Raw genomic sequence first — 24,642 nt, 5'->3', positions numbered from 1 at the left:
AATTTCTTCGCACAGTCTTCTGCTGGCAGGGTCAGAGTGCTGCTGAGCATGCGTTCCTTCCTGCAGATCCAGTTTTCGGGAATGCGAAGTCCACATCTTCTGCGTCGGGACGTTACCGCGATACGTCTATTTTCTAAAAATTCTGATTGGATGCTCTCTCACGGCGATGAGCTGTTTTCCACAATTTGTTTTGCCTCGTAGAACACTCTTCTCGCCTCCCTCTCGCTCAGCCCGACCTTCATGAGACGCGGAATGCCTGCCCTGACCACATCTCTGCAGAAGACGATGTTTGAGTTGACGAGCCTGTCTATCGTGTGCTTCTCCACGTTAAGGAGTGTTACCGGGTAGAGCTTGCGCTTTTCCAGGAGGCTCTCTATGCCCTCTCCTTCCGGGTACCTCCAGCCTGTGAGCATCACGCCCCTGCATTTCGCGTACCTGATCGCCTCCCCTGAAAACTTAGTGTTTGTGAACAACCAGACGCCGTCAAACCCTCTGACGTCGAGGAAGCGAGCAAACGTGTACATAACCTCCTTCAGCCCAGTGTACGACGGGATGCTGTGGAACTTGCACTCCACGAGGTACTTCCTCCCGCCCTTCTCTGCGATGACATCTATTTCGTGCTCCACGCACTCTCCGCTCACGATTACGTTGGTTTCCGTTCTGTACCCGTACTCCTCGAGCAGTCTCGCGACAAACTTTTCAAACTCGAATCCGGTCGGGCCGAGCCTGATGAGGGACTGTTTCAGGTCGTACCTGAGGGCACCGGTTTTTTTGAACCTGTACAGCATGTCGAGGACTGCTGATAGAATCTCGTCCGTGGACATTCCGCTGTATACTCTTTTGCTGATCTCGGAAACGATATGTTCTGCAGTACGCCTGTCGGCTCCGGCTCTCAGAAGCGTTCTGACGATCTTATTCGGATCATACCTTTCTATCCTCCCGTCCCTCTTTCTCACGTAGATGTCTTCCATTTTCGCCTTCATTTCACGAGTTTCACCCATTTTCTCGTCATTGCAACCGTCTTTGATGTCCTGCTGACTATCTTCTCCGGAAACAGACCCAGCAGGAAGTTCTCTATGAATGGTCTCTCACTCGCCCCTATCAGAATGGCGTCGTAGTTTTCCGCCTCCTCGGCAATTCTGCCTGCCGGGTCCGGAGAAATCGCAAACTCAGACGTGACGTTTAAACCATCAAGAACCTCCATGGCCTCCTTAAACGCATTTTCTGCTTTTTCTCTGTCGCCCTCACGCTTTCCGACGTAGAGGAGTTTTATCTCGTGATCTCCCCTGATTATGTCTCTTGCAATTTCACATGCAAGTTTCGCGTGCGGACCCCCTGCAGTCGGGATCAGTATTCTTCTGAATGTCGTTAGCTCCTTTCCGGGCTGGAACCTGACTATCAGCACGTCGCACCTCGCCTTGACCATCACCGGGTCTATCGTGCTGCCCAGCACGACATCTCTTCTGAATGTCCTCCCCCTCCACCCCATGATGAGGAGGTCGGGTTCCACCTCCTCGACGACGTTCAGGATCGCCTCGTGAGCGTAGTGCCCGACCTTGACAACTCCCCCGGCAGGAACGCTTATCCCGGACACGATCTGTGATACCGTGTCCTTCGCGGACTCGATGTCTTTGAGCCTGGCCGTTATCGGGGTCTGAAGGGGAATAGTAACGGTGTTCATGACTATGACCTCTCCGTCTCTCTTTCTGGCAATGAGCTCTGCGAGTCTGACGAGCTTCCTCGCAATCGCCGGATTCGCGATGGGTACGAGGATTCTGTACCTCTTCTCCACCGGCGGTATCTCCTTGTAAACTGTTCTGATCTCTTCCTCAATTCTCTTGCTCAGTTCTTTCTCTGAGTATGCGTAGTACAGCAGAGATCCCACAAAAATCCATGCCACGACAGCGATAAACACAAGGCTCCCGTTCTCGATGTGGGTGACGAGGTAGTAGGTTATGGCGGCCTGGAAAATGATTGCGACCGCAGGCAGGACCGGCATCATGGGCACCCTGAAGGACCTCTTCAGGTCAGGTCTCCTGAGCCTCAGAACGATCAGTGCAATGTTTACCGTGAGGAACAGCAGTATGAACATGAGGCTCGATGCCCCCGCAACTGCTTCAATCGGAGCGAGAGAGGCGAATGCTATTATGACGTAACTGAAGAATATCGCGTAGTGCGGCGTCTTTGTTTTCTCATTCACGTCAGACAGCTTCCTGTTTAGGTACCCTGTTCTGCTCAGCGCAAACACGACCCGTGACGAGGAGTATATCGTGGCGTTCATAGCGCTTATCGTTGAGATCAGCCCACCTGCGATTATCATTATCCCTCCAAAGGGCATGATGCCATCCGCGACCCTGATCAGGCTGAACTCCCCGAGTTTTCCGAGGTACTGCCAGCTCGGCACATCGGCCTTCACAGCTCCGAGCAGGGAAAATGCTACGAGGATGTATATAGCTACAGCAGTCCAGAGCGATATCACTATGGCTTTGGGGATGTTCTTTTCGGGATTCTTCACCTCCTCGCCACTCTGCACTATTATCTCGAAGCCCTCGAACGCGATGAACGTAAGGCCCATCGCGGTCAGAACTCCTGCAATTCCGGTGGGCATGAATGGGGTGTATGAGTTCATCCAGTCGGGGTAGCTGAGCGTCCTGTATATCCCAAAAAAGGCGAATATGAGCAAAATCGCAATTTTCAGCAGTGTAACCACACCGCCAAATTTTCCACTCTCCTTAACGCCAACGTAGTTGACGTAGGCAAGAAACGTGACGATGAGGAAAGCTGAAACTTTCGCCACAAGGTTCTGGGGGAGAGGTATGCCCGCGAATCTGACGATGAACTCCGAGAAGAATGCCCCGAAGGTGACGGCATACAGCGCACAGGCTATTGTGTGGGCTGCCCAGTCGATCCACCCGGTTATGAATCCGGCGTAATTTCCCATGGCCTCCCTGATCCACAGGTACCCGCCTCCGGCCTGCGGCATCGCGGATCCGAGCTCGGCGTACGCCATTCCCGTGAGGGTTGCTATTATCCCGTTGAGGAAAAACGCAATCAGAATCGCGGGTCCGGCAATGCCTGAGGCAATGCCCGTGAGGGCGAAAATTCCAGCACCGATCATGCCCGCGATGCCTATCATGGTGATGTCAAAAAGGGAGAGGTCTCTGCTCAGTGCGACTCTCACGCTGGAATTCTCCATTGAACCTCCTTGCGAAACAGGGATTATAAAACTTTTTAATCAGTGTTTCAGGGATAATTATTGGGGATAATGTGGAGCGGAGGACGGAAAAATTTTTTAAACACATAGCGTAGCCTTCAGGTTAAGGGCTCGTAGCTCAGCCAGGCAGAGCGACGGGCTTTTAACCCGTCGGTCGCGGGTTCAAATCCCGTCGAGCCCGTACTATCCCTTTAAGGAGGATGGCTATGAAAATCAGGCTGCAGGATCATGTGCTGGTTCCAAAACACGAGCTTTTGAGTGAGGAGGAGGCAAGGGAACTTCTTGAAACTCTCGGCATCAGGAAGGAGGAGCTGCCGAAAATAAGGGCAGACGACCCTATCGCCAAAGAAATAGGCGCAAAACCGGGGGACATAGTGAGAATCATAAGGGAAGACGAGCTCGTGGGAAAAAGCGTGGCTTACAGGCTTGTGATATGACTCTTGTGTCTGAAACTCAGGATAATTCGGGAAAATTTTACAGGTAGTGGGTGGTAGGTATGGTAGATAGTAGGGTTCTTGCAAGGGCATATTTCACGCATGAGAGGCTGGTCAAGCATCAGATAGACTCGTACAACAGGTTCATTGACGAGGGTCTCCAGAGGGTGATTGACGAGCAGAAGGTGATAGAGCTGGACATAGAAAACACGTACGTCAGGCTCGGTCAGATAAAGGTCGGCAGGCCGGTGATAAAGGAAGCCGACGGCACGGAGACGATCCTGTACCCGTCCATAGCGAGGCTCAGGAATCTCACGTACGCCGCACCCCTGTATCTGCAGTGCTGGGTGGTCGATGGCGGAAAGGAGCTCGAAGAGGAGTGGGTAAGGATCGGCATGCTTCCCGTGATGGTCAAGTCGAAGATCTGCAACCTCAACGAGGTCGATCCCGTTTCGGTCGGTGAGGATCCGCTCGATCCTGGTGGTTACTTCATAATCAACGGAACCGAGAGGGCCCTGATGACCCTTGAAGATCTCGCTCCGAACAAGATTCTGCTCGAGAGGGAGGAGAGGTACGGTGAGCAGATAGAAATGGCCAAGTGCTTCAGCCAGAGGAGCGGTTACAGGGCGTTGATCGTCGTTGAGAGGAACAAGAACAACATCCTCGAGGTCACGTTCCCCCAGATACCCAAGCCCGTGCAGTTCGTCGTCATGATGAGGGCTCTCGGAGTTGAGAGCGATCAGGAGATTGTCGAGATGGTCAGCAACGATCCGGAGATAATGAAGTTCCTGCTGGAGAACGTCGAGGTTGCTGAGGTTGAGACGCAGGAGGAGGCCATAGACTACATCGGGAAGAGGGTTGCACCGGGCCAGAGCAAGGAGTACAGGCTTCAGAGGGCGGAGCAGGTCATTGACCAGTACTTCCTGCCGCACATCGGCATTGACAAGGAGTCGAGGAAGGCCAAGGCGTTCTTCCTCGCGAGGATGGCCGAGGCGGTGCTGGAGTTTTACCTCGGTTACAGGAGCGAGGACGATAAGGATCACTACGCCAACAAGAGGCTGAAGCTCGCAGGAGACCTCATGGAGGAGATTTTCAGGGTTGCGTTCCTCAGACTTATTAAGGATGTCAAATACCAGCTTGAGAGGGCGAAGGTCAGGGGAAGGTCGATGAAGATGTCCACCGCAGTGAGGAGCGATGTTCTCACGGACAGGATAATGCACCCCATGGCCACCGGAAACTGGGTTGGCGGGAGGACGGGAGTCTCGCAGCTAATTGACAGGCACAACTACATCTCGATCCTGTCCCAGCTCAGGAGGGTTATCTCTCCTCTGTCGAGATCTCAGCCACACTTCGAGGCAAGAGACCTTCATCCGACTCAGTTTGGCAGGATATGTCCGAGCGAAACTCCAGAGGGTCCGAACTGCGGTCTCGTGAAGAACTTTGCAGAGTACGCGGAGGTCAGCGTCGGGACGGATGAGGAGGACGTGAAAAGGATCCTGCTCGGCCTCGGTGTTGAGCCGATCAAGGGGTGATTGTGTAATGAGAAAATGCAGGGTTTACGTTAACGGTGCTCTCGTCGGGTTTGTTGAAGATGGTGAGAAGCTCGCGAGTCAGATCAGGGAGATGAGAAGGAAGGGCAAGGTCAGCACTCAGGTTAATGTGGTTTACTACTCGGACTCAAACGAGGTCAGGATAAATACTGACGCGGGCAGGGCGAGAAGACCGCTCATCGTCGTCAGGGATGGGAAACCGCTCGTTACTGATGAAGACATAGAAAAGCTGAAGAAGGGGGAAATAACGTTCGAGGACCTGGTCGGGCAGGGCAAGATCGAGTACCTCGATGCTGAGGAGGAGGAAAACGCGTACATTGCCATAGATGAGGACTCTCTGACCCCCGAGCACACGCACCTCGAGGTCGATCCCTCCCTCATAGTGGGCATCTGCACGGGAAGTCTGCCGTATCCCGAGCACAACGCGAGCCCGAGGAATACGATGGGAGCGGCGATGATCAAGCAGAGCCTCGGGCTGCCGTACTCTAACCTCAGGTTTAGGGCGGACACGAGGGGACATCTTCTCCACTACCCTCAAAAGCCGATAGTCGTCACGGACACTCAGAGGGAAATCAAGTTTGACGAGAGGCCTGCCGGTCAGAACTTTGTGGTTGCGGTCATCAGCTACGAGGGATACAACATTGAGGATGCTCTGATCTTCAACAAGGCCAGCATAGAGAGGGGCCTGGGCAGGTCGCACTTCTTCAGGACCTACGAGAGCGAGGAGATGCGGTACCCCGGTGGTCAGGAGGACAGGTTCGAGATTCCTCCGTCTGACGTTAACGGTTACAGGGGCGCTGAGGCGTACATGCACCTCGACGAGGACGGGCTGGTTTTTCCGGAAACGGAGGTTGGACCGGACGACGTGCTCATAGGCAAAACCTCTCCGCCGAGATTCCTTGAGGAGCCCACTGAGTTCGGCATATCCCCTCAAAAGAGGAGGGAAACGTCTGTCACGATGAGGAGCAACGAGAAGGGCATCGTTGATGCCGTGTTCCTTACGATCTCGGAGAACGGCTCAAAGCTGGCGAAGGTCAGGGTGAGGGACCAGAGGATTCCCGAGCTTGGAGATAAGTTCGCCTCAAGGCACGGGCAGAAGGGTGTTATCGGGCTGATAGTGCCCGAGGAGGACATGCCATTCAGCGAGTCCGGGATAGTGCCCGACATGATAATCAACCCCCACGCGATTCCCTCGAGAATGACCGTCGGACATGTTCTCGAGATGATCGGCGGCAAGGTGGGAAGCCTTGAGGCGAGGAGAATCGACGGCACGCCCTTCCACGGGGAGAAGGAGGAGGATCTTAGAAAAACGCTCATAAAGTATGGTTTCAGCTACACGGGCAAGGAGGTAATGTACGACGGCATAACAGGAAAGAAGATCGTTGCAGACATCTTCGTCGGTGTGATCTACTATCAGAAATTGTACCACATGGTGTCGAGCAAGATTCACGCCAGGAGCAGGGGGCCTGTGCAGATTCTCACCAGACAGCCCACCGAGGGCAGGGCGAGGAAGGGCGGTCTCAGGTTCGGAGAGATGGAGAGGGATGTTCTCATCGGACACGGTGCGGCCCTGCTGCTGAAGGACAGGCTGCTCGACGAGTCGGACAAGGTCGAGGTGTGGGTCTGCAACAAGTGCGGTCATGTCGCGACCTACGACTACAGGAGGAGGATGCCGTACTGCAGCATATGCGATGACGACAGCGACATACACAGAGTGGAGATGAGCTACGCTTTCAAGCTGCTGCTGGACGAGATGAAGTCGATGTTTGTCGTGCCAAGGCTAATCCTTGGCGATAAGGCGTGAGGTGAGACAGATGATTCCAAAGAGAATTGCGGGTATTAGGTTTGAGGTTCTGAGCCCGAAGGAAATCAGGAAGATGAGTGTCGTCAAGATCATCACTCCGGAAACCTACGATGACGATGGCTTCCCTATCGAATTTGGGCTGATGGATCCGAGGCTCGGGGTTATAGATCCCGGACTGAAGTGCAAGACCTGTGGTGGAAAAGCAGGTGAATGTCCGGGCCACTTCGGCCATATTGAGCTTGCAGCTCCGGTAATTCACGTTGGCTATGCCAAGCTGATAGCGAGACTTCTGAACGCGACCTGCAGGGAGTGTGGAAGGATTCTGCTGAAGGACGACAAGAGGGACAGGTTCATTCAGATGATTGAGGACAAGAAAAAGCTCGGCCAGGAGATTGATGACGTCGTTAAGGAGGTCTTCAGACTCACGAAAGCCACGAAGAAGTGTCCCCACTGCGGGGCTGAGCAGATAGAGGTGAAGTTCGAGAAGCCGACGTTCTACTATGAGAACGAGCACAGACTGACTCCGAGGGATGTAAGGGAAAGGCTCGAGAAGATACCGGATGAAGACCTCCCCGCGTTCGGAATGGATCCAAAAGCCGTGAGGCCTGAGTGGATGGTTCTGACGGTCCTTCCGGTCCCTCCAGTTACTGTGAGACCATCTATCATCCTGGAAACTGGGCAGAGGAGTGAGGACGACCTGACTCACAAGCTCGTTGACATAATCAGGATAAACCAGAGGTTTATGGAGAACAAGGAAGCCGGAGCTCCCCAGCTGATTCTCGAGGACCTCTGGGAGCTTCTGCAGTACCACGTCACAACCTACCTCGACAACGAGGTATCTGGAATCCCTCCTGCGAGGCACAGGAGTGGTAGACCTCTCAAGACTCTCGCTCAGAGGCTTAAAGGAAAGGAGGGAAGGTTCAGGGGAAGCCTGTCCGGTAAGAGAGTGAACTTCTCTGCGAGAACGGTTATAAGCCCCGATCCCAACCTGAGCATCAACGAGGTTGGCGTCCCTCAGGAAATCGCTGAGGAGCTGACGGTTCCAATCTACGTTACCGAGAAGAACATAGATGAGGCCAGGGAGTTCATCCTGAACGACACGCATCCCAAGGCCAACTACGTCATAAGGGAGGACGGCAGGAGAATAAGGGTCATCGAAACAAACAGGGAAGAGCTCGCCGAGAAGCTCGCGCCTGGATGGATAGTGGAAAGGCAGCTTATGGATGGTGACATCGTTCTTTTCAACAGGCAGCCCTCTCTCCACAGAATGAGCATCATGGCACACTACGTCAGGGTTCTGCCTTACAAGACGTTCAGGCTGAATCCTGCGGTTTGTCCTCCGTACAACGCCGACTTTGACGGGGACGAGATGAACCTTCACGTCCCCCAGAGCCTCGAGGCTCAGGCAGAGGCGAAGATACTCATGGCAGTGCAGGAGCACATACTCTCGCCCAGGTTTGGTGGGCCGATCATCGGCGGAATTCACGACCACATCTCCGGCCTTTACCTGCTGACGAGAGGGGAGAAGCTGTTCATCAAGAGCGAGGTCATGGAGATCATAAGGCCTCTCGAAATAACGAAGCTCCCCGAGCCCAAGTACGACGGCAGGTGGACTGGGAAGCAGATCTTCAGCATGATACTCCCGGACATTTCCATCGAGTTCAAGGCGGAGATATGTCAGGGCTGCGAGACGTGCAGGGGTGTTGAGTGTGAGCATGACGCCTACGTTTACATAAAGAACGGAGAGCTCGTCGTCGGGACGATTGACGAGAAGGCCGTGGGTGCGTTCAAGGGTATAGTCATAGACGAGATCATCAGGAAGTACGGAACCGAAGAGGCGAGGAAGTTCATAGACAACATGACAAGGCTCGCGATAAGGGCCATAATGTACACGGGCTTCACTGTGGGCATAGATGACGTTGACATTCCAAAGGAGGCGAGGGAGCAGATTGATCAGGTCATAAGGGAGGCTGAGGACAAGGTCTGGAAGCTGATAGAGGCCTACAAGCAGGGCAACCTCGAGCCGATGCCGGGAAGGAGTATTGAGGAAACACTCGAGATGAAGATAATGCAGGAGCTTGGCAGGGCGAGAGACATGGCAGGTAAGATCGCAGGAAAGCACCTCGGTATGGACAACGCTGCAGTAATCATGGCCGTGAGCGGTGCGAGGGGTTCGATGCTCAACCTCACCCAGATGGCCGCCTGCATTGGACAGCAATCCGTCAGAGGTGAGAGGATAAAGAGGGGGTACACGTACACGAACAGAACCCTGCCCCACTTCAAGCCCGGAGACCTCGGACCAGAGGCGAGGGGCTTCGTCAGGAGCAGCTACAAGGAGGGACTCAACCCGATTGAGTTCTTCTTCCACGCCGTCGGAGGTAGAGAGGGTCTCGTCGACACTGCCGTCAGGACTTCGCAGTCGGGTTACCTCCAGAGGAGGCTCATCAATGCGCTTCAGGACCTCAAGGTTGACTATGATGGGACTGTTAAGGAGCAGACGAGCGGCCTGCTCGTTCAGTTCAGATACGGTCAGGACGGAGTGGACCCGATGAAGAGCTTCAGAGGTAAGGCCGTTGATGTTAGGAGGATAGTCAGGGAAGTAGTTGGGAGGAGTGATTGAACATGAGCGAGATCTATTACACTCTCCTTGAGGGTTACCCGTTTCCCGAGAATCTGAAGAGGGAGATAGTTGAGGAGCTTGAGAGGATAGGTGCTGACGAAGAAACCGCAAGGAAGGTCATTGAGAGGTGCTACGAGGCCTACCTGAGAAACCTGGTCGAGCCGGGGGAAGCGGCTGGCATCGTTGCAGCGCAGTCCATAGGCGAGCCCGGTACGCAGATGACGATGAGAACGTTCCACTATGCAGGTGTTGCTGAGATCAACGTCACCCTCGGCCTTCCGAGGCTGATAGAAATTCTGGACGTGAGAAAGAACCCGTCAACCCCAATGATGACGATAAAGCTTCTGCCGGAATACGCTAAGGACAGGGAGAAGGCCAGAGAGGTTGCTAACAGGATTGAGGCGACGTACGTGACCGACGTGGCTGAGATAATAACGGATCTGAGGTACATGAGGGTCATAGTCAGGCCGGACGAAAAGGCTCTCGAGAGGAAGGGCCTGGACAGGGAGAAGCTGAGGAAGAAGATAGAAAAGAGCATCAAGATGGAGGTAAGTGAGGAGGGCGGAGACTTCGTAATTCAGATCGAGGAACCGTCCTACAAGCTGCTGATGGACACGTTCGAGAAGCTCAAGAGGCTCGTGGTTTCCGGAATAAAGGAAATAAGGAGGGTCATCATAAGGAAGGAGGGGGACGAGTACGTCCTGTACACCGAAGGTTCGAACCTGAAGAGGGTGATGAAGGAGAAGGGTGTCGACTTCACGAGGACGGTAACAAATAATATATATGAGATATATGAGGTGCTTGGGATCGAGGCTGCGAGAAACGCGGTGATAAATGAGGCGATATCCACCCTGGAAGAGCAGGGTCTTGAGGTTGACAGGAGGCACATAATGCTCGTCGCAGACGTGATGACTGCTGACGGAGAGTTGAAGCAGATTGGAAGGCATGGAATTGCTGGAGAAAAGCAGAGCATACTTGCCAGAGCCGCGTTCGAGATGACGGTGAACAACCTGCTCGACGCTGCTGTGAGGGGTGAGGTGGACAGGCTGAATGGGATAACCGAGAACATAATAGTCGGGCAGCCCATAAAGCTTGGAACGGGAGATGTGGAGTTGAGAGTAAAGCTGTTCACGGGGGGAGATGAATGAAGGTGGATTTGAGTAAGGCATTGAGGAGAGCTCTGAAGACAGGAGAGGTTTATGTGGGTAGTAAGAGGACGATAAAAGCTGTCAGGGACGGAAAGGCCAAGCTGGTAATAGTTGCGAGGAACTGTCCGGAAGAGGTGCTTGAAAAGCTCAGGCAGTACGACGTCAGGGTAATAACATATGATGGCACGAACATGGAGCTCGGGGCCATTTGCGGTAAACCCTTCAGCGTTGCCGCACTTGCGATTGTGAATGAGGGCGAGTCTGAAATCCTCAATGCGAGCTGAAGCAACATCAAATATTTTAATATTTTTGGGGGATATTTATGGGAGTTAAGCTATCGACTGAAAGCATAAGGTATATCGCTCTTTTCGAGAGTCTAACTGGTGCGAATGTCAAGGACTGTTTGATATATGATGACAAGGTCGTCTTTCTCGTGAGAAAGGGCGATATGGGTCTCGCAATTGGGAAGGGCGGAATAAATGTTGAGAAGGCGAGGGAGATTATAGGTAAGAAGGTCGAGGTCCTCGAGCACAGCGACGACCCTCAGGAGTTCATTCAGAACCTGTTCCGCCCGGTGAAGGTTAAAGTGAACATCGTGGAGCGGGAGGGCAAGAAAATAGCCTACGTTCAGGCGCCCCTCCAGTACAAGGGACTCGTAATCGGTAAGGGCGGAAAAAATATAAACAAAGTCAAGGAGCTTGTGAGAAGACATCACGATATCGAGAATGTGATAGTCAAATGAGGTGGTGAGGAATGGGCAGAGGATTATTTGCGGCGAGAAAGCTCATCGAAAACAGGAAGAAGTTCAGGTGGAGCGATAAGAGGTACGTGAGGAGGATACTCGAGCTGAACGTGAAGGCTGACCCGCTTGAAGGAGCACCGATGGCGAGGGGAATCGTGCTGGAGAAAATCGGTATCGAGGCGAGACAGCCCAACTCGGCTATCAGAAAGGCCGTGAGGGTACAGCTCATAAAGAACGGCAAGCAGGTCACGGCGTTCACACCAGGAGACGGGGCTATCAACTTCATAGACGAGCACGACGAGGTAATCATTGAGAGGATAGGAGGAAGGATGGGCAGGAGTATGGGTGACATTCCGGGTGTGAGATTCAAGGTTATAAAGGTTAACAACACGAGCCTCAAAGAGCTCTGGAAGGGCAAGAAGGAGAAGAGGTTGAGGTGATTCCATGAAATACGGTCTTACCAAGGAGGAGCTGCTTGTATTCGGGAAGTACGATGCCGGTGAGGTTGAGGTTAGCGATCCCGCTCTCAGAAACTACATATGCCTGGAGCCAAGGGTTGTGCCTCACACTCATGGCAGGCACGCGAACACACCCTTCGCCAAGCAGAGGGTCTTCATCGTCGAAAGGCTCATCAACAAGGTGATGAGGAAGGGCCACAACACGGGCAAGAAGATGCTCGCGTACGACATTGTGAAGGAGGCGTTCGAGATCATCGAGAAGAAAACGAAGAAGAACCCGATTCAGGTTCTCGTTGATGCGATCATCAACGCTGGTCCGAGAGAGGAGGTCGTCAGGCTGAAGTACGGTGGTATTGCCGTTCCCAAGTCCGTTGACACCTCAAGCTCGAGGAGGGTTGATATCGCTCTCAGGAACATTGCTGAGGGTGCAAGAAGAGCGGCTTTCAAGTCGAAGAGGAGCATAGCTGCCTGTCTTGCAGACGAGCTCATCGCAGCTGCCAACAACGAGAGCAGGAGCTATGCCGTGGCGAAGAAGGAGGAGATTGAGAGGGTTGCCAAGTCGGCAAGGTGATGTGAATGACGAGAGCAAAGAAAATGGTTGACAAGATCAAGGAGCTGATGTACAAGCCGGACAAGATCAGAAACATGGGCATCGTCGCCCACATTGACCACGGAAAGACCACCCTTTCCGACAACCTTCTTGCCGGTGCGGGAATGATCAGCGAGGAACTCGCAGGAAGGCAGCTGTACCTCGACTTCGACTCGCAGGAGCAGGAGAGGGGCATCACGATAAACTCGGCAAGCGTTTCGATGGTTCACGAGTACAACGGTGAGGACTACCTGATCAACCTCATCGACACACCCGGGCATGTGGACTTCGGAGGAGAGGTTACGAGGGCGATGAGGGCTGTTGACGGAGTCATAGTTGTCGTTGATGCTGTCGAGGGTATAATGCCACAGACCGAGACCGTTCTCAGGCAGGCTCTCAAGGAGAACGTCAAGCCCGTGCTTTTCGTGAACAAGGTTGACAGGCTGATAAGGGAGCTTGAGGTCACTCCCGAGGAGATGCAGAAGAGGTTTGTCAAGGTCATTGCCGATGTTAACAAGTTCATAAAGTCGGTCAAGCCGGAGAAGTACGACGAGTGGAAACTCGACGTTGCGAATGGAAGTGTTGCCTTCGGCTCCGCCCTCTACAACTGGGCCGTGAGTGTCCCGTCGATGAAGGAAACCGGGATTGGCTTCAAGGAGGTTTACGAGTACCTCAAGGCAGACGACTCAAAGACCCTCGCGAAGAAGAGCCCGCTCTACAAGGTTGTCCTCGACATGGTCATCAGGCACCTGCCCTCGCCGATAGAGGCCCAGAAGAGGAGGATTCCGACGATATGGAAGGGCGACATCAACTCCAAGGTCGGACAGGCCATGCTGAACTGCGATCCGAAAGGTCCTGTTGCTCTGATGATCACCAAGATCGTCACCGACCCGCACGCAGGTGAGATCGCCGTTGGGAGGCTTTTCAGCGGAACCCTCAAGCCGGGAACAGAGCTATACATCCTCGACAAGAAGGCCAAGAACAGGGCGCAGACTGTTGGCCTCTTCATGGGTCCGAGGAGGGTGGAGGTTGAGGAGATTCCTGCGGGCAACATAGTTGCGCTCGTCGGTCTGAAGGACGCGTCCGCAGGTTCTACCTGCTCCACCGTGGAGGACATGGAGCCGTTCGAGAGCATCAAGCACTTCAGCGAGCCGGTCGTTACGATGGCCATCGAGGCCAAGAACCCGAGAGATCTGCCCAAGCTCATCGAGGTGCTCAGGAAGCTCGCCAAGGAGGATCCAACTCTCCAGGTTACGCTCAACGAGGAGACGGGTGAGCACCTGATAAGCGGAATGGGTGAGCTTCACCTCGAGGTCAAGGTTGAGAGGATCAGGAGGGACTTCGGGCTCGAGGTCAAGACCTCTCCGCCAATAGTCGTGTTCAGGGAGACTGTGACGAACACCTCTCCTGTCGTGGAGGGCAAGTCGCCCAACAAGCACAACAGGTTCTACATTGTTGTGGAGCCATGCCCCGAGGACGTCATCAGGGCATTCAAGGAAGGCGAGGTAGACATGAAGATGGACAAGAAGGAGAGGAGGAGGAAGCTCGAGGAGGCCGGACTGCCCGGAGATGAGGCTGCGGGCATTCAGGAGTACTTCGAGGGCAACATATTCGTTGACGTGACCAAGGGTATCCAGTACCTGAACGAGACCATGGAGCTAATCCTCGAGGGATTCAGGGAGGCCATGCAGGCCGGCCCAATCGCGAGAGAGCCAGTGTATGGCCTGAAGGTCAAGCTGGTTGACTGTAAGCTTCATGAGGATGCTGTCCACAGGGGGCCGGCACAGGTCATTCCTGCTGTCAGATCAGCGATCTTTGCAGCGATGCTTCAGGCTAATCCCGCGTTCCTCGAGCCCTACCAGAAGGTGTACATAACGGTCCCGCAGGAGATGATGGGTGCCGTTACGAGGGAGATTCAGGGCAGGAGGGGCCAGGTGCTGGAGATAAACTCTGAGGGTGACATGATCACGGTGGTCGCCAAAGCTCCTGTGAAGGAGATGTTCGGGTTTGCAGGAGCGATCAGGAGCGCGACCTCAGGAAAGGCTATATGGAGTGTTGAGTTCGCAGGCTTCGAGCTCGTGCCTCAGAATCTGTTCGAGCAGTTTGTGATGGAGGTAAGGCAGAGGAAGGGCCTGAAGCTTGAGTTTCCAAAGCCCGAGGACTTCCTCGGGTGAAAGTTTTATAAACCCTCTAATTTCTTAAGTCTGAGAAGGAGGTGAAGAAATATGGCAAAGGAGAAGGAGCATATTAACATTGCAATGATCGGACACGTCGACCACGGAAAGTCGACTCTGATTGGAAGGCTGCTGTACGACGCGGGAGAGATTCCGGAGCACATAATTGAGAAGTACAGGCAGGAGGCTCAGGAGAAGGGTAAGGCAACGTTCGAGTTTGCGTGGGTCATGGACAGGCTGAAGGAGGAGAGGGAGAGAGGTATTACGATTGACGTAGCTCACAGGAAGTTCAACACCCAGAAGTACGAGGTTACGATCGTCGACTGCCCGGGACACAGGGACTTCATCAAGAACATGATCACCGGTGCATCTCAGGCTGATGCCGCCATTCTCGTCGTTGATGTCGTGGACTGCGTGCAGGCCCAGACCAAGGAGCACGTGTTCCTCTCAAGAACTCTCGGTATAAACCAGCTCATCGTCGCCATCAACAAGATGGACAGGGTCAACTACGACCAGCAGGCCTACGAGAAGTGTAAGGAGCAGGTTGCAAAGCTCATCCAGCTCGTCGGATACAAGCCGAGCGAGGTTCCATTCATTCCGGTCTCGGCTTACAACGGTGACAACGTCCTCAAGAAGAGCGACAAGACTCCCTGGTACAACGGCGTAACGATCTTCGAGGCAATTGACCAGCTCAAGCCGCCAGAGAAGCTTGTGGACAAGCCGCTCAGAATCCCGATTCAGGACGTTTACTCAATCAGCGGTGTTGGAACCGTTCCGGTTGGCAGAGTTGAGAGCGGTGTGCTGAAGGTTGGAGACAAGGTCATCTTCAACCCCGCCGGCGTTACTGGAGAGGTCAAGAGCATCGAGATGCACCACGAGCCCATTCAGCAGGCAGAGCCTGGTGACAACATCGGCTTCAACGTGAGAGGTGTCAGCAAGAACGACATAAGGAGAGGAGATGTTGCAGGCCACCCCGACAACCCGCCAACGGTCGTCAGGGACTTCACCGCCCAGATTGTCGTGCTTCAGCACCCCACCGCCATTACCGTGGGATACACGCCTGTCGTGCACGCTCACACCGCTCAGGTTGCCTGCCAGTTCGTTGAGCTCCAGAAGAAGATCGACCCGAGAACGGGTCAGGTCAAGGAGGAGAACCCGCAGTTCCTGAAGACCGGAGATGCTGCAGTTGTGAAGCTCCAGCCCACAAGGCCGATGGTGATCGAGAAGGTCAAGGACATCCCACCGCTCGGCAGGTTTGCAGTGAGAGACATGGGCATGACCGTTGCAGCTGGTATGGTTCTCGAAGTTACGCCAAGAGGTTAACCCTCCATTTTTCTTTTTAGGGTGAACTGTTATGGCTATAAAGGGTTACAAGGCAAGGATCAGGCTGTCTGGGCTTAATCCCCAGGACCTCGACAGAATCTGCAACCAGATCAAGGAGATAGCGCTGAAGACAGGTGTTGAGATCAGCGGCCCGATTCCCCTGCCAACCAAGAGGCTTGTAGTACCGACAAGGAAGTCTCCAGACGGTGAGGGCAGCGAAACTTGGGATCACTGGGAAATGAGGATTCACAAGAGGCTCATAGACATAGCAGCAGATGAGAGGGCGCTCAGGCAGATAATGAGGATTCAGGTTCCCAAGGACGTTAACATAGAAATCGTTCTCGAAAGCTAATTTTTTATGCAATTCAAAATCACATTTCTTGGAACTTCTGGCACAGTTCCGACAGTTGAGCGGAATCCCTCTTCAATTTTCGTCTCCTTTGGTGGTGAGAAGCTCCTCTTTGACTGTGGAGAGGGCACGCAGAGGCAGATGATGGCCGCAAAAACGGGCTTCGGTGTGAGCTCGGTGTTCATCACCCACATGCACACGGACCACTTCATAGGCCTCTTCGGGCTCATAGAGAGCATGTCGCTCAACGGCAGGGAGAAACCGCTTTACATCTACTGCCCCGAACCAGGGTTTCTCAGGGGTCTGTTTTCCGAGTTCGGATACGATAATCTCGACTTTGAAATCCGGGTTCACGGCCTGAGGGACGGAGATCAGGTGAGGTTCCAGAATTTCAGGGTTGTCGCTTTCAAAACCGACCACATTGTGAGGAGCGTTGGATATGCGGTTGTGGAGGACTACTTCTACAGGTTTTCTCCAGAAAAGGCCAAGAAGCTCGGAATTCCTCCTGGACCGGTTTACAGGCGACTTGCAAGCGGTCAGAGCGTCGTCTGGGATGGCAGGCTCGTAACGCCTGAGATGGTGACCGACGGTGTTGTGAGGGGGAGAAAGCTCGTCTACACCGGTGACACGAGGCCGACGGAGAGGACGGTCGAGGTGGCTGAAGGAGCAGATGTGCTCATCCACGACTCTTCCTTCACGTCAGACCTGCAGGAGTGGGCGGAGTACACCAAGCACTCCACTGCCAGGGAGGCGGCGGAGGTGGCGGGAGCAGCAGGAGTAAGGAAACTCGTTCTGACACACATAAGTGCGAGGTACTCAAAAGACGCGTCTCCACTCCTTTCGGAGGCAAGAGCGCTGTTCAGGGAGACGGTGGTTGCCGAGGACTTCATGACCCTTGAGCTAAACAGGGATAAACCTTGAGAGCAGGACCTCAATGCTGTCGTATATTCCTGTGACCAGAAGGAGGACGAACAGGAGTATTATGTATCCAGAGATCTTCCTGAGCCTCTCACCGTACTCGGCAAAAAGCCTTCTTTTCTCACCATACTTCAAAATCAGCCCTATTCCCGTCGCGATTCCGAGGCCAAAGAAGAGCATTGACAGTGCACCCTCTCCACTGGTGGAGCTCACGGCGTTGTAGCTCAGCAGCGCTCCGACAATCGGGCCAATGCAGGGCGACCAGACGAGCCCTAAGAACCCGCCGAAGAGAAATGAGTCAGCAGGAATCTTCATCTTTCCGACAGCCCTCGACGTCAGGGCCGAGTATTTCCCGTAAAGGTCGTCCGAGATCATGATCACTCCGAAAATCGTCAGTCCGAGGTAGGCTACAATCCTGAAAATCCCGGCCTTCCCCACTGCTGGCAGTATGTATCCCAGCGCGGTGAAGAACGTGATCATGCCTGCAATTATCGTAACGCCCCTCTTCCAGCTTCCCTGAGACCCTGCGAATATCACGGGAACCATTGGCAGCACGCAGGGGGAGATTATCGATATAAGTCCGGCCACGTATGAGAGGACGAGAAGGGTTATCATGCCTTTATGTTCAGCTGGTTTTTGATGAACCTATCAAAATCTTCGGGAATGATGACATCGTTTTTGACGAACTTGAACTCAGCGACCTCCTTTTCCACGTACTGAGAGGCCCTGATTATTCTTATGTACCTCTTGACGCTGTCTCCGTTGAACACCCTGTCGAGTTCTATGATGTTCTGGAAGACGAGGCTTATCGACGTTTCGGTGTGCACATCGTGCGCGTTTTTGACCAGCGTGAATATCCCCGAGCCGTTGTCCGTGTTCATCCTCACGACTATGTTTCTGAGGAAGTGTATGACCTTTGGAGGTGTGTGGTACAGAAGCAGGCCAGATATGGAGTCGAATGCGATGAAGTAATCTCTCTTCAGGCTGTCAAGGGCCTTTCCAATTGCGATGCTGACCTCGTTGAGGTTCATCGGGTTGCTCACAATGATGTCCCTGTCACTTACATCTACTTTCTGGTCCCAGGTGTGAGTGTCCACGACCCACAGCTCACCGTCAAAATCGACGAGCTTTTTCCTGACGTCCGGGGCGCTCTCAGTCGTGGCCACCCAAAGCGCTCTTTTGTAGTACTTCAAATACTTGAGAATGAGCCTTGTTTTTCCGGTGCCAGGTGATCCAATGAGCAGCATCGAACCCATCTAACCACCCTGACGAATTTTAGATTTAAAAAATTTTTTATCGATATTGATTATCAAATAGCGGGCAAGATATTCAGCCCAGCCTTTCCAGAAACTTTTCGAGCCTCCTGAGCATCTCGGCAATTCTGTCTTCACTTGTCGCGTAGCTGAGCCTGACCCAGCTGCTGTAACTCCTCCCGAACCCGGATCCCGGGGTCACTGCGACGTGGAACTCCTCGAGAAACTTCCTCGAGAACTCGTCTCCGTCCATTCCCGTGTTCATGAACACGTAAAACGCACCCTCTGGAGGTGCGTACTCTATTCCGAGCTCGTCAAGCCCCTTTGCGAGCATGTCCCTCCGCTTTCTGAACTCCTCTACCATGCTCTCAACGAAACTCTGGTCACCCTTCAGCGCTGCCACGCCCGCGTACTGCACGAAGGTCGTCGGTGAGCTGATTGAATGTGACTGTATCTTTCTCATTCTCGCGATTACCTCCTCTGGTGCGACAGCGTATCCGAGCCTCCACCCGGTCATGGCGTACGTTTTTGAGAACGCATTGATCGTGATCGTCCTCTCGAACATGCCGTCGAAGCTCGCTATGCTGTGGTGCTCCCCATCGAACACAATCTTTTCGTACACCTCGTCCGCCATAACGTACAGTCCGTGGTCGGATGCGAGGTCCGCGATCTCTTTCAGGAAGCTCCTGGGATACACGACTCCTATTGGGTTGTTCGGGCTGTTCACAACTATCATCTTCGTTTTCGAAGTGATGTGCTCTCCAACTTCCGCCGACTTGAAGCTCTCGTCGTGTCTGACGAAAACGGGTTTACCGCCTGCGAGGAGAATGCACGCCTCGTAACTGACCCACGCCGGTTCGAGGAGGATGACCTCGTCTCCTGGCTCGATCATGACCTGCATCGCCTCATATATCGCGTACTTCGCTCCTGACGTGACTATGACGTTCTCTGGGGTTGCCTGAATTCCGTTTTCGGCGTTCAGCTTCTCGGCGATTACCTCCCTGAGCTCGGGAATTCCCTGTGCGGGAGCGTATGTGGTTTTTCCTTCCCTGAGTGCTCTGCATGCGGCCTCGACTATGTGAGGGGGTGTGGAAAAGTCGGGTTCCCCGAGGCCCATGTCTATTACGTCTTTACCCTCCCTTCTGAGCTGCCTCGCCCTCTCGGATATTTTCATCGTGGCTGAAGGCTGAATGAGGTCAGCCCTGCTCATATTCCCTTATCCTCCTGACGAGCTTTACTGCTGCCTCTACTGCTCTCTTTGCGTACTCTATTCTCTGCTGAGCAGCAATTCTCCCCATTCCGGGGCCGCTTATTCCGAGTGTAACGGGAATCCCGTACTCGAGGCTGAGGTCCATGATCTTCCTCGCCGCGTGCTGTGCAACGACCTCATCGTGTTCCGTCTCTCCCTCTATGACGCAGCCGAGTGTCGCAACGGCATCGATTCTCCTTTTTTCCAGCATCTTCTTAAGCGCGATCGGAATGTCAAAAACTCCAGGTACGCGAATTACCTCGCTGACCTCTGCACCGAGAAACTCGGCATGCTCCTTTGCGAGAACCTCCATCATGTACGTTATGTCTCTGTTGAATTCTGCAACGATCAGGCCAAGTCTGATTTTTTCCATACTGCAAGCTGTGTCTTTGAGTATATAATAATAACTACAAACGAATACTAAAAAAGAAATCGGGGGTCAAATTTTGATTATTCCCCCGAGGTACATGAAGTAGGCTACGAAAACCAGCGCCAGGAAGTACATGAGCGGGTGGACTTCCCTGTACCTTCCGGCGACCAGCTTCAGCACGACGTAGCTTATGAATCCCGCACCGATTCCGTCGGCAATCGAGTAGGTGTACGGTATGGTCACGAGCACGAAGAAAGCTGGCAGCGCCTCCGTGAGGTCGTCGAAGTCTATGTCCCTCACGACGGTCAGCATGTAGAAACCGACTATCATGAGGGCGGGGGCGGTTGCCTGCGCCGGAATGACCTTCGCAATCGGCGAAACGAAGAGGCCGACGGCGAGGAAGAGCAATCCGACAACAACCGCAACCATTCCGGTCCTTCCACCCTCCTCTATACCTGCGGCACTCTCAATGTAAGTTGTCACGGTCGATGTGCCGAGCAGTGCACCAAGCGACGTTCCTATAGCATCTGTGAGGAGTATCTTCTCGCTGTCGGGTATGCTGCCGTCCTCCTTCATGAACCCTGCCTTCGCACTCAGTCCTGCGACTGTTCCGAGAGTGTCGAAAAAGTCGACCATGAAGAACGCGAATATCACTCCCAGTGCTCCCACGCTGAACAGCCCTGAGAGGTCGAGTTTGAACAGCGTCTTGTCCAGAGTGGGCATGGCTACGAGGCTCTCCGGGGGTGGCGAGACTCCGAGGAGGATGGCTGAGACTGTTGCGATGACGATTGAGAACAGCAGCGCGCCGGGAATGTTCCTCACCATCAGGATGAACGCGACCACGAGCCCTATCATCGCAACCCAGAACTCGGGCTTTCCGAAGTTCTCGGACCCGAGAGTTATGAGGGTTGCGGGGCTGTCGACGACTATGCCAGCTGCCTTCATCCCGATCAGCGTCAGGAACAGTCCTATACCTGCGCCAATCGCGTACTTCTGTGATGGTGGTATTGCGTTTATCACGGCAGTCCTCAGCCCGGATATCGAGAGAACTATGAAGAGCAGACCCTCAACGAAGACAGCTGCAAGGGCGACCTCCCAGGAGTACCCCATTCCGAGCACGACACCGTAGGTGAAGTACGCATTCAGCCCCATTCCCGGAGCGAGAGCGAATGGCTTCCTTGCGTAGAGGCCCATTATTATGGTTGCTATTCCCGCAGAGAGTGCAGTTGCTGTCACGAGGCTGGGTATCGCGTCCTTTCCAATGGCATCGCTGAGGATCAGCGGGTTTACGAATATGATGTATGACATCGTCATGAATGTTGTCAAACCCGCGAGTACCTCCGTTCTCATATCCGTTCGGTATTTGCCAAACTCAAAATAGTCCTCGAGAGTCATGGGAGTAGCTAAGTGGGGTGTTTATTAAAGTTTGCGTGATCTCCTGCACTCCACCGAAACGCTTTAAACGTACCGAGCAGAGAATAATTATTATGAGGTACTGGCTCGTCCTTTTAGCCCTTGCGACCGCTCTCATAACCGGCTGCGTTCAGCCAGAAGTTAAGAGTGTTCACACTCAGTGGGGAGAGGTCAGCGATCAGTACAGCGAGCTCCTGGTTACTGTCGATATTAGCAACCCCCTGCCGTTTTTACCGCTGAAGGATGTTGAGTCCTACATCTACGTGAACGGCATTCAGATAGCCAAGGGGAATGCGGTGGAGATTGGGAAGGACAGGCTCGTTCTCAGCATAAAAATTGAGAATGACAGAATCAGAGACATGTGGGTAAGTCACCTGCAAAGGGGTGAGAGAAGCGAAATGCTCATAAAAGTCATCCCGGTCATCAACCTCCTCATTACCGAGTACAGGTATCCTGTTGAGCTGAAAGAGGAATTTGTGACCGACATACTCGGGATGCGCTTTCCGGATCAGAGCGTGACTGTTGCGGGCAAGAAAATCTTCGTTCTGAAAGACATGGGCCTTGAGCTCGGCAGCGTGGACAACCTCAGGACCGAGATCTTCGTGAAGGGTACTGCGGTGAACAACGCTCCGGTAAGTCTCAACGTGAGGAAGCTCGAGTACCGGATTCTCATGAACGGGATAGTGATGGGAGAAGGCACTGAGGACCTGAACATCGCTCTCAAATCAGGTAAGCAGGTTGGAATAAAGGTTCCTGTAACGATGGATAACACGAAGCTTCCGGAGTGGTGGGTATCGCACGTGAAGAACGGAGAGCACACAACTGTGAGGGTTGAGGCCAAGATGTACATCGAGTTCATGGGAATTGAGTATCCCGTGCCCGTAACTCAGGAAACGGAGTTCAGCACCTCACTTGCAGGCTCGGTAAAAATTTAAACCGCACAACTTTCAATTTTTAAAAAGCCCCGTGGTGTAGCGGTCAATCATCCGGGCCTTTGGAGCCCGGGACCGGGGTTCGAATCCCCGCGGGGCTATTGTTTTTTAACATCTATAACCCCCTGATCCCTTCTTTACAGAAATTAAGAGCTTTTAATGTTTCTAACTTTTCCCAAAGATTTAGCTGGATCGTGACCGCAGTTTAACCAAGATGATGAATACGTTGAACTAATATCACTGCTTCACGGCTGAAGAACTCCGGATGTTCTACATGCTCAGGTTTGAAGGGCTGAAGAATGCTTACGAACATCCTCAGATTGACTACAGGATGAAACAGGGAAATGGGTTAAGATTGTGCTGTCTTCACTTGTTTAACTCTTTTGCATTTGTTCGTTCTGTTTCTATTGGTTTTTCAGATTTGCAGATCTGTCCCCCTGAGAGGATTCCCTATTCACTTCCTGATGATGTTGAAGGACTCTCATAATTTCAGATAGTCCAGAAGGATGGATACTCTTTTTTAAGTCAACATTTATTACACTCTAAATGAAAAAATCTATTTCAAAAAAGTTTTCAATGAAACACGTCTGAATGCAGTCTTTTTCAGATTGTTTATCAGTTTATCGAGTTCTTTAGCTACATCGCCTTTTACCAAAACACCAACCTCCAGAGATTTTTTGAAGGACGCAGTGGTGAGGTTGGCACTGCCAATGTATGCCTGAATCCCGTCCCTTAACAGGACTTTCGCATGCAGAAAGCCGAACTCCTCGCAGAACTCGAAAATCCTGAGATTCTGGATCCCGCCGTCCTCTGTCATCTTTTTCACAAGTCGGGATATATGGTTGAAATTGCTTCCTGTATCTGAGATGCCTCTGGTGAATATTTCAATTTCCACGCCATCTCTGGCTTTTCCGGGCAATATGTCTTCGAGAATTTTTGTGATCTCTTCTGAAAAAAAGGGATTTACAATTTTTAGAGATTCTCTGGAATTTATTAAAAGCTTCATGTATTTCCAAGGTAGATCACTTTTCAGAACTACAGGACCTCTTGGTCTCAGGTTTTCAGGGATGGAACACACGAGTTCTGTTATGTTGAGTGACATATCCGGAATTGTCTCTTCAATCAATTTCAGATGTGGGTAGATTGTAAAGGGGTTCTTCACTATTCTGTATTCCTCAGAATCCAGCCTTTCAACTATCCCGGCTTTTTCAAGGGCATTCATCAACTCCTGAACATCATTCACATCGATCTTGGGACTGGGGAGTATCTCCAAGATTTCGCTGAGGAGGATCGTTTCACCCTTCAACTTTTTGAGGAGTATGGCTGAAGCTACAATCTCAAACTTCAGACCTACTGTTTTCAGAACCATTAGTAGATCTATCACGAATTCACCTCATTCGATATCTTCCCAGTATCCTGCAAGACCCCCGCCGCCATACACCAGTCTCCTGTCCAGAAATCTGGAGCTGTTGAAAAACTGACAGCTGATCTCACTTAGGTGAGTGCATGCATGACAGGCTCCATCACTGTCGATACAGACTGGATCGTATATGCATCTCTTCCCAGATTCATGAGAACCGTAAAGCCATTCACTCAAACTCTGGACCAGAAGCGTGAGGAAGCCACCCATCATGAACGACTCCGAGGCGTAGATGTAAATGGCAAATGTGAGTGCTTCTGGAAAGTGGAACTCTGATATGCTGGTCCTTTCCATGCCACTGAGGACAGAAGCTTCCCTGATCATGAGATGTGAAATTGTGTGCTGAAGACCGAAAACGGCTCTGGTGGTTTTGTTTACCTCAGACACCGTGTATGGTTCGACCGAATCGAGATGTCTGAGAATTTCAGAATGGTCTCTGGGGCGCACTCCAGACGGTCTGTTCACTGGAAATCCATTATCTGAAAGCCATTTCAGAACTCTCGATGGATCAAGTCTTACGAAAATTGCCTCGGAGCATATCCTGTTAACGTAGATCGGCGTTTTCCCCTCACATGTTGGAAACGCTCTCAGTGTTATCTCATCTGGTTTTTCATCATTGTAAAGTCTTGTGTATCCGAAAACAGCATTTACCACAGGGAACGAGGTTGTGTAATATATCTAG

The 24,642-nt window shown here is 52.7% G+C and carries 24 protein-coding genes and 2 tRNA genes; 17 read left to right on the top strand and 9 right to left on the bottom strand.

The genetic code is table 11. The features are described 5' to 3' along the window. Positions 1 to 158: 158 nt before the first annotated feature. On the bottom strand, positions 159 to 983 hold the full coding sequence (locus ACXJJC_RS08960; RefSeq protein ID WP_456371141.1) for a restriction endonuclease: 825 nt from the start codon (positions 981 to 983) through the stop codon (positions 159 to 161). Further along, complete coding sequence (locus ACXJJC_RS08955) at positions 980 to 3,196, bottom strand: amino acid permease (protein WP_456371140.1); 2,217 nt, start codon at positions 3,194 to 3,196, stop codon at positions 980 to 982. The genes ACXJJC_RS08960 and ACXJJC_RS08955 overlap by 4 nt, the downstream gene beginning before the upstream one ends. Before the next feature lie 125 nt (positions 3,197 to 3,321). On the opposite strand from ACXJJC_RS08955, the gene ACXJJC_RS08950 reads away from it, so the two are divergent. From ACXJJC_RS08950 to ACXJJC_RS08885, 14 genes are all read left to right on the top strand, one after another. Further along, positions 3,322 to 3,395: transfer RNA gene (locus ACXJJC_RS08950), tRNA-Lys, on the top strand. Between the two features lie 25 nt (positions 3,396 to 3,420). Then, positions 3,421 to 3,651, top strand: coding sequence for a DNA-directed RNA polymerase subunit H (locus ACXJJC_RS08945; RefSeq protein ID WP_456371138.1), 231 nt, complete (start codon positions 3,421 to 3,423; stop codon positions 3,649 to 3,651). A 59-nt stretch (positions 3,652 to 3,710) separates the two neighbouring features. Next, positions 3,711 to 5,180 carry a DNA-directed RNA polymerase subunit B'' gene (locus tag ACXJJC_RS08940; protein ID WP_456371136.1) on the top strand — a complete coding sequence of 490 codons (1,470 nt, stop codon included), beginning with the start codon at positions 3,711 to 3,713 and terminating at the stop codon, positions 5,178 to 5,180. A gap of 7 nt (positions 5,181 to 5,187) precedes the next feature. Next, positions 5,188 to 7,002 carry a DNA-directed RNA polymerase subunit B gene (gene rpoB / locus ACXJJC_RS08935; RefSeq protein WP_456371135.1) on the top strand — a complete coding sequence of 605 codons (1,815 nt, stop codon included), beginning with the start codon at positions 5,188 to 5,190 and terminating at the stop codon, positions 7,000 to 7,002. Between the two features lie 10 nt (positions 7,003 to 7,012). After that, positions 7,013 to 9,622 (top strand): DNA-directed RNA polymerase subunit A', encoded by a 2,610-nt coding sequence (locus tag ACXJJC_RS08930; RefSeq protein ID WP_456371133.1) that lies wholly within the window; start codon positions 7,013 to 7,015, stop codon positions 9,620 to 9,622. Positions 9,623 to 9,624: 2 nt separating this feature from the next. Then, positions 9,625 to 10,770 carry a DNA-directed RNA polymerase subunit A'' gene (gene rpoA2 / locus ACXJJC_RS08925; protein WP_456371130.1) on the top strand — a complete coding sequence of 382 codons (1,146 nt, stop codon included), beginning with the start codon at positions 9,625 to 9,627 and terminating at the stop codon, positions 10,768 to 10,770. Further along, positions 10,767 to 11,054, top strand: a complete 288-nt coding sequence (locus tag ACXJJC_RS08920; RefSeq protein WP_456371120.1) for a 50S ribosomal protein L30e — start codon at positions 10,767 to 10,769, stop codon at positions 11,052 to 11,054. Before rpoA2 ends, ACXJJC_RS08920 begins: the two co-directional genes overlap by 4 nt. A 38-nt stretch (positions 11,055 to 11,092) precedes the next feature. Continuing rightward, positions 11,093 to 11,512, top strand: a complete 420-nt coding sequence (locus ACXJJC_RS08915) for a NusA-like transcription termination signal-binding factor (protein ID WP_456371118.1) — start codon at positions 11,093 to 11,095, stop codon at positions 11,510 to 11,512. 11 nt (positions 11,513 to 11,523) lie between these two features. Further along, entirely contained in the window at positions 11,524 to 11,952 is a 429-nt protein-coding gene (locus tag ACXJJC_RS08910; protein WP_048095092.1) for a 30S ribosomal protein S12, read from the top strand. A 4-nt stretch (positions 11,953 to 11,956) separates the two neighbouring features. Then, on the top strand, positions 11,957 to 12,541 hold the full coding sequence (gene rpsG, locus ACXJJC_RS08905; protein ID WP_456371117.1) for a 30S ribosomal protein S7: 585 nt from the start codon (positions 11,957 to 11,959) through the stop codon (positions 12,539 to 12,541). Positions 12,542 to 12,546: 5 nt separating this feature from the next. Further along, positions 12,547 to 14,733 (top strand): elongation factor EF-2, encoded by a 2,187-nt coding sequence (locus tag ACXJJC_RS08900; protein ID WP_456371115.1) that lies wholly within the window; start codon positions 12,547 to 12,549, stop codon positions 14,731 to 14,733. Between the two features lie 51 nt (positions 14,734 to 14,784). Continuing rightward, entirely contained in the window at positions 14,785 to 16,056 is a 1,272-nt protein-coding gene (tuf, locus tag ACXJJC_RS08895) for a translation elongation factor EF-1 subunit alpha (RefSeq protein WP_456371113.1), read from the top strand. A 31-nt stretch (positions 16,057 to 16,087) separates the two neighbouring features. Further along, complete coding sequence (rpsJ, locus tag ACXJJC_RS08890) at positions 16,088 to 16,408, top strand: 30S ribosomal protein S10 (RefSeq protein ID WP_048095083.1); 321 nt, start codon at positions 16,088 to 16,090, stop codon at positions 16,406 to 16,408. Positions 16,409 to 16,414: 6 nt separating this feature from the next. Continuing rightward, entirely contained in the window at positions 16,415 to 17,326 is a 912-nt protein-coding gene (locus ACXJJC_RS08885) for a ribonuclease Z (RefSeq protein ID WP_456371111.1), read from the top strand. Here the strand turns inward: ACXJJC_RS08885 and ACXJJC_RS08880 are convergent. The 5 genes from ACXJJC_RS08880 to ACXJJC_RS08860 form a co-directional block, all read right to left on the bottom strand. Continuing rightward, the gene (locus ACXJJC_RS08880) at positions 17,306 to 17,938 is read right to left on the bottom strand and encodes a cytochrome c biogenesis CcdA family protein (RefSeq protein ID WP_456371109.1); all 633 of its coding nucleotides are present in this window, start codon (positions 17,936 to 17,938) and stop codon (positions 17,306 to 17,308) included. The genes ACXJJC_RS08885 and ACXJJC_RS08880 overlap by 21 nt on opposite strands. After that, positions 17,935 to 18,579: an RAD55 family ATPase gene (locus ACXJJC_RS08875; protein WP_456371108.1), complete on the bottom strand. Its 645-nt coding sequence runs from the start codon at positions 18,577 to 18,579 to the stop codon at positions 17,935 to 17,937. The genes ACXJJC_RS08880 and ACXJJC_RS08875 overlap by 4 nt, the downstream gene beginning before the upstream one ends. 73 nt (positions 18,580 to 18,652) lie before the next feature. After that, entirely contained in the window at positions 18,653 to 19,786 is a 1,134-nt protein-coding gene (locus ACXJJC_RS08870; protein WP_456371107.1) for a pyridoxal phosphate-dependent aminotransferase, read from the bottom strand. Then, positions 19,773 to 20,198: a 6,7-dimethyl-8-ribityllumazine synthase gene (ribH, locus tag ACXJJC_RS08865; protein WP_456371106.1), complete on the bottom strand. Its 426-nt coding sequence runs from the start codon at positions 20,196 to 20,198 to the stop codon at positions 19,773 to 19,775. Before ribH ends, ACXJJC_RS08870 begins: the two co-directional genes overlap by 14 nt. A gap of 66 nt (positions 20,199 to 20,264) precedes the next feature. Beyond that, a complete protein-coding gene (locus ACXJJC_RS08860) occupies positions 20,265 to 21,590 on the bottom strand; it encodes an NCS2 family permease (protein ID WP_456371104.1) in 1,326 nt (441 codons plus the stop codon). 92 nt (positions 21,591 to 21,682) lie between these two features. Here ACXJJC_RS08860 and ACXJJC_RS08855 point away from each other — a divergent pair, with 92 nt between their 5' ends. From ACXJJC_RS08855 to ACXJJC_RS08845, 3 genes are all read left to right on the top strand, one after another. Next, complete coding sequence (locus tag ACXJJC_RS08855; protein ID WP_456371102.1) at positions 21,683 to 22,543, top strand: LEA type 2 family protein; 861 nt, start codon at positions 21,683 to 21,685, stop codon at positions 22,541 to 22,543. Positions 22,544 to 22,568: 25 nt separating this feature from the next. Next, positions 22,569 to 22,641 (top strand) — tRNA-Gln (locus ACXJJC_RS08850). A gap of 164 nt (positions 22,642 to 22,805) precedes the next feature. Then, positions 22,806 to 23,027: a hypothetical protein gene (locus ACXJJC_RS08845; protein ID WP_456371100.1), complete on the top strand. Its 222-nt coding sequence runs from the start codon at positions 22,806 to 22,808 to the stop codon at positions 23,025 to 23,027. Positions 23,028 to 23,096: 69 nt separating this feature from the next. On the opposite strand, the gene ACXJJC_RS08840 is transcribed toward ACXJJC_RS08845, so the two are convergent. Together ACXJJC_RS08840 and ACXJJC_RS08835 are read right to left on the bottom strand one after the other, a co-directional pair. Beyond that, entirely contained in the window at positions 23,097 to 23,924 is an 828-nt protein-coding gene (locus ACXJJC_RS08840; RefSeq protein ID WP_456371099.1) for a phospholipase D-like domain-containing protein, read from the bottom strand. 9 nt (positions 23,925 to 23,933) lie between these two features. Further along, positions 23,934 to 24,614, bottom strand: a complete 681-nt coding sequence (locus ACXJJC_RS08835; RefSeq protein WP_456371097.1) for a hypothetical protein — start codon at positions 24,612 to 24,614, stop codon at positions 23,934 to 23,936. Positions 24,615 to 24,642: the final 28 nt, after the last annotated feature.

Source organism: Geoglobus sp. (assembly GCF_054018175.1).
The sequence above is the reverse complement of the archived record's forward strand: the minus strand, read 5'-3'. Positions and strand labels throughout refer to the sequence as shown.

Excerpts from the sequence above, each read along its gene's own strand:
- ACXJJC_RS08870 (WP_456371107.1), bottom strand. The coding sequence starts at position 19,786 with ATGAGCAGGGCTGACCTCATTCAGCCTTCAGCCACGATGAAAATATCC.
- ACXJJC_RS08855 (WP_456371102.1), top strand. The coding sequence starts at position 21,683 with ATGAGGTACTGGCTCGTCCTTTTAGCCCTTGCGACCGCTCTCATAACC.
- ACXJJC_RS08880 (WP_456371109.1), bottom strand. The coding sequence starts at position 17,938 with ATGATAACCCTTCTCGTCCTCTCATACGTGGCCGGACTTATATCGATA.
- ACXJJC_RS08920 (WP_456371120.1), top strand. The coding sequence starts at position 10,767 with ATGAAGGTGGATTTGAGTAAGGCATTGAGGAGAGCTCTGAAGACAGGA.
- rpsJ (WP_048095083.1), top strand. The coding sequence starts at position 16,088 with ATGGCTATAAAGGGTTACAAGGCAAGGATCAGGCTGTCTGGGCTTAAT.
- ACXJJC_RS08875 (WP_456371108.1), bottom strand. The coding sequence starts at position 18,579 with ATGGGTTCGATGCTGCTCATTGGATCACCTGGCACCGGAAAAACAAGG.
- rpsG (WP_456371117.1), top strand. The coding sequence starts at position 11,957 with ATGAAATACGGTCTTACCAAGGAGGAGCTGCTTGTATTCGGGAAGTAC.
- ACXJJC_RS08940 (WP_456371136.1), top strand. The coding sequence starts at position 3,711 with ATGGTAGATAGTAGGGTTCTTGCAAGGGCATATTTCACGCATGAGAGG.
- ACXJJC_RS08845 (WP_456371100.1), top strand. The coding sequence starts at position 22,806 with ATGTTCTACATGCTCAGGTTTGAAGGGCTGAAGAATGCTTACGAACAT.
- ACXJJC_RS08955 (WP_456371140.1), bottom strand. The coding sequence starts at position 3,196 with ATGGAGAATTCCAGCGTGAGAGTCGCACTGAGCAGAGACCTCTCCCTT.
- ACXJJC_RS08860 (WP_456371104.1), bottom strand. The coding sequence starts at position 21,590 with ATGACTCTCGAGGACTATTTTGAGTTTGGCAAATACCGAACGGATATG.
- ACXJJC_RS08885 (WP_456371111.1), top strand. The coding sequence starts at position 16,415 with ATGCAATTCAAAATCACATTTCTTGGAACTTCTGGCACAGTTCCGACA.
- ribH (WP_456371106.1), bottom strand. The coding sequence starts at position 20,198 with ATGGAAAAAATCAGACTTGGCCTGATCGTTGCAGAATTCAACAGAGAC.
- ACXJJC_RS08900 (WP_456371115.1), top strand. The coding sequence starts at position 12,547 with ATGACGAGAGCAAAGAAAATGGTTGACAAGATCAAGGAGCTGATGTAC.
- ACXJJC_RS08910 (WP_048095092.1), top strand. The coding sequence starts at position 11,524 with ATGGGCAGAGGATTATTTGCGGCGAGAAAGCTCATCGAAAACAGGAAG.
- ACXJJC_RS08915 (WP_456371118.1), top strand. The coding sequence starts at position 11,093 with ATGGGAGTTAAGCTATCGACTGAAAGCATAAGGTATATCGCTCTTTTC.
- ACXJJC_RS08930 (WP_456371133.1), top strand. The coding sequence starts at position 7,013 with ATGATTCCAAAGAGAATTGCGGGTATTAGGTTTGAGGTTCTGAGCCCG.
- ACXJJC_RS08945 (WP_456371138.1), top strand. The coding sequence starts at position 3,421 with ATGAAAATCAGGCTGCAGGATCATGTGCTGGTTCCAAAACACGAGCTT.
- rpoB (WP_456371135.1), top strand. The coding sequence starts at position 5,188 with ATGAGAAAATGCAGGGTTTACGTTAACGGTGCTCTCGTCGGGTTTGTT.
- ACXJJC_RS08960 (WP_456371141.1), bottom strand. The coding sequence starts at position 983 with ATGAAGGCGAAAATGGAAGACATCTACGTGAGAAAGAGGGACGGGAGG.
- tuf (WP_456371113.1), top strand. The coding sequence starts at position 14,785 with ATGGCAAAGGAGAAGGAGCATATTAACATTGCAATGATCGGACACGTC.
- rpoA2 (WP_456371130.1), top strand. The coding sequence starts at position 9,625 with ATGAGCGAGATCTATTACACTCTCCTTGAGGGTTACCCGTTTCCCGAG.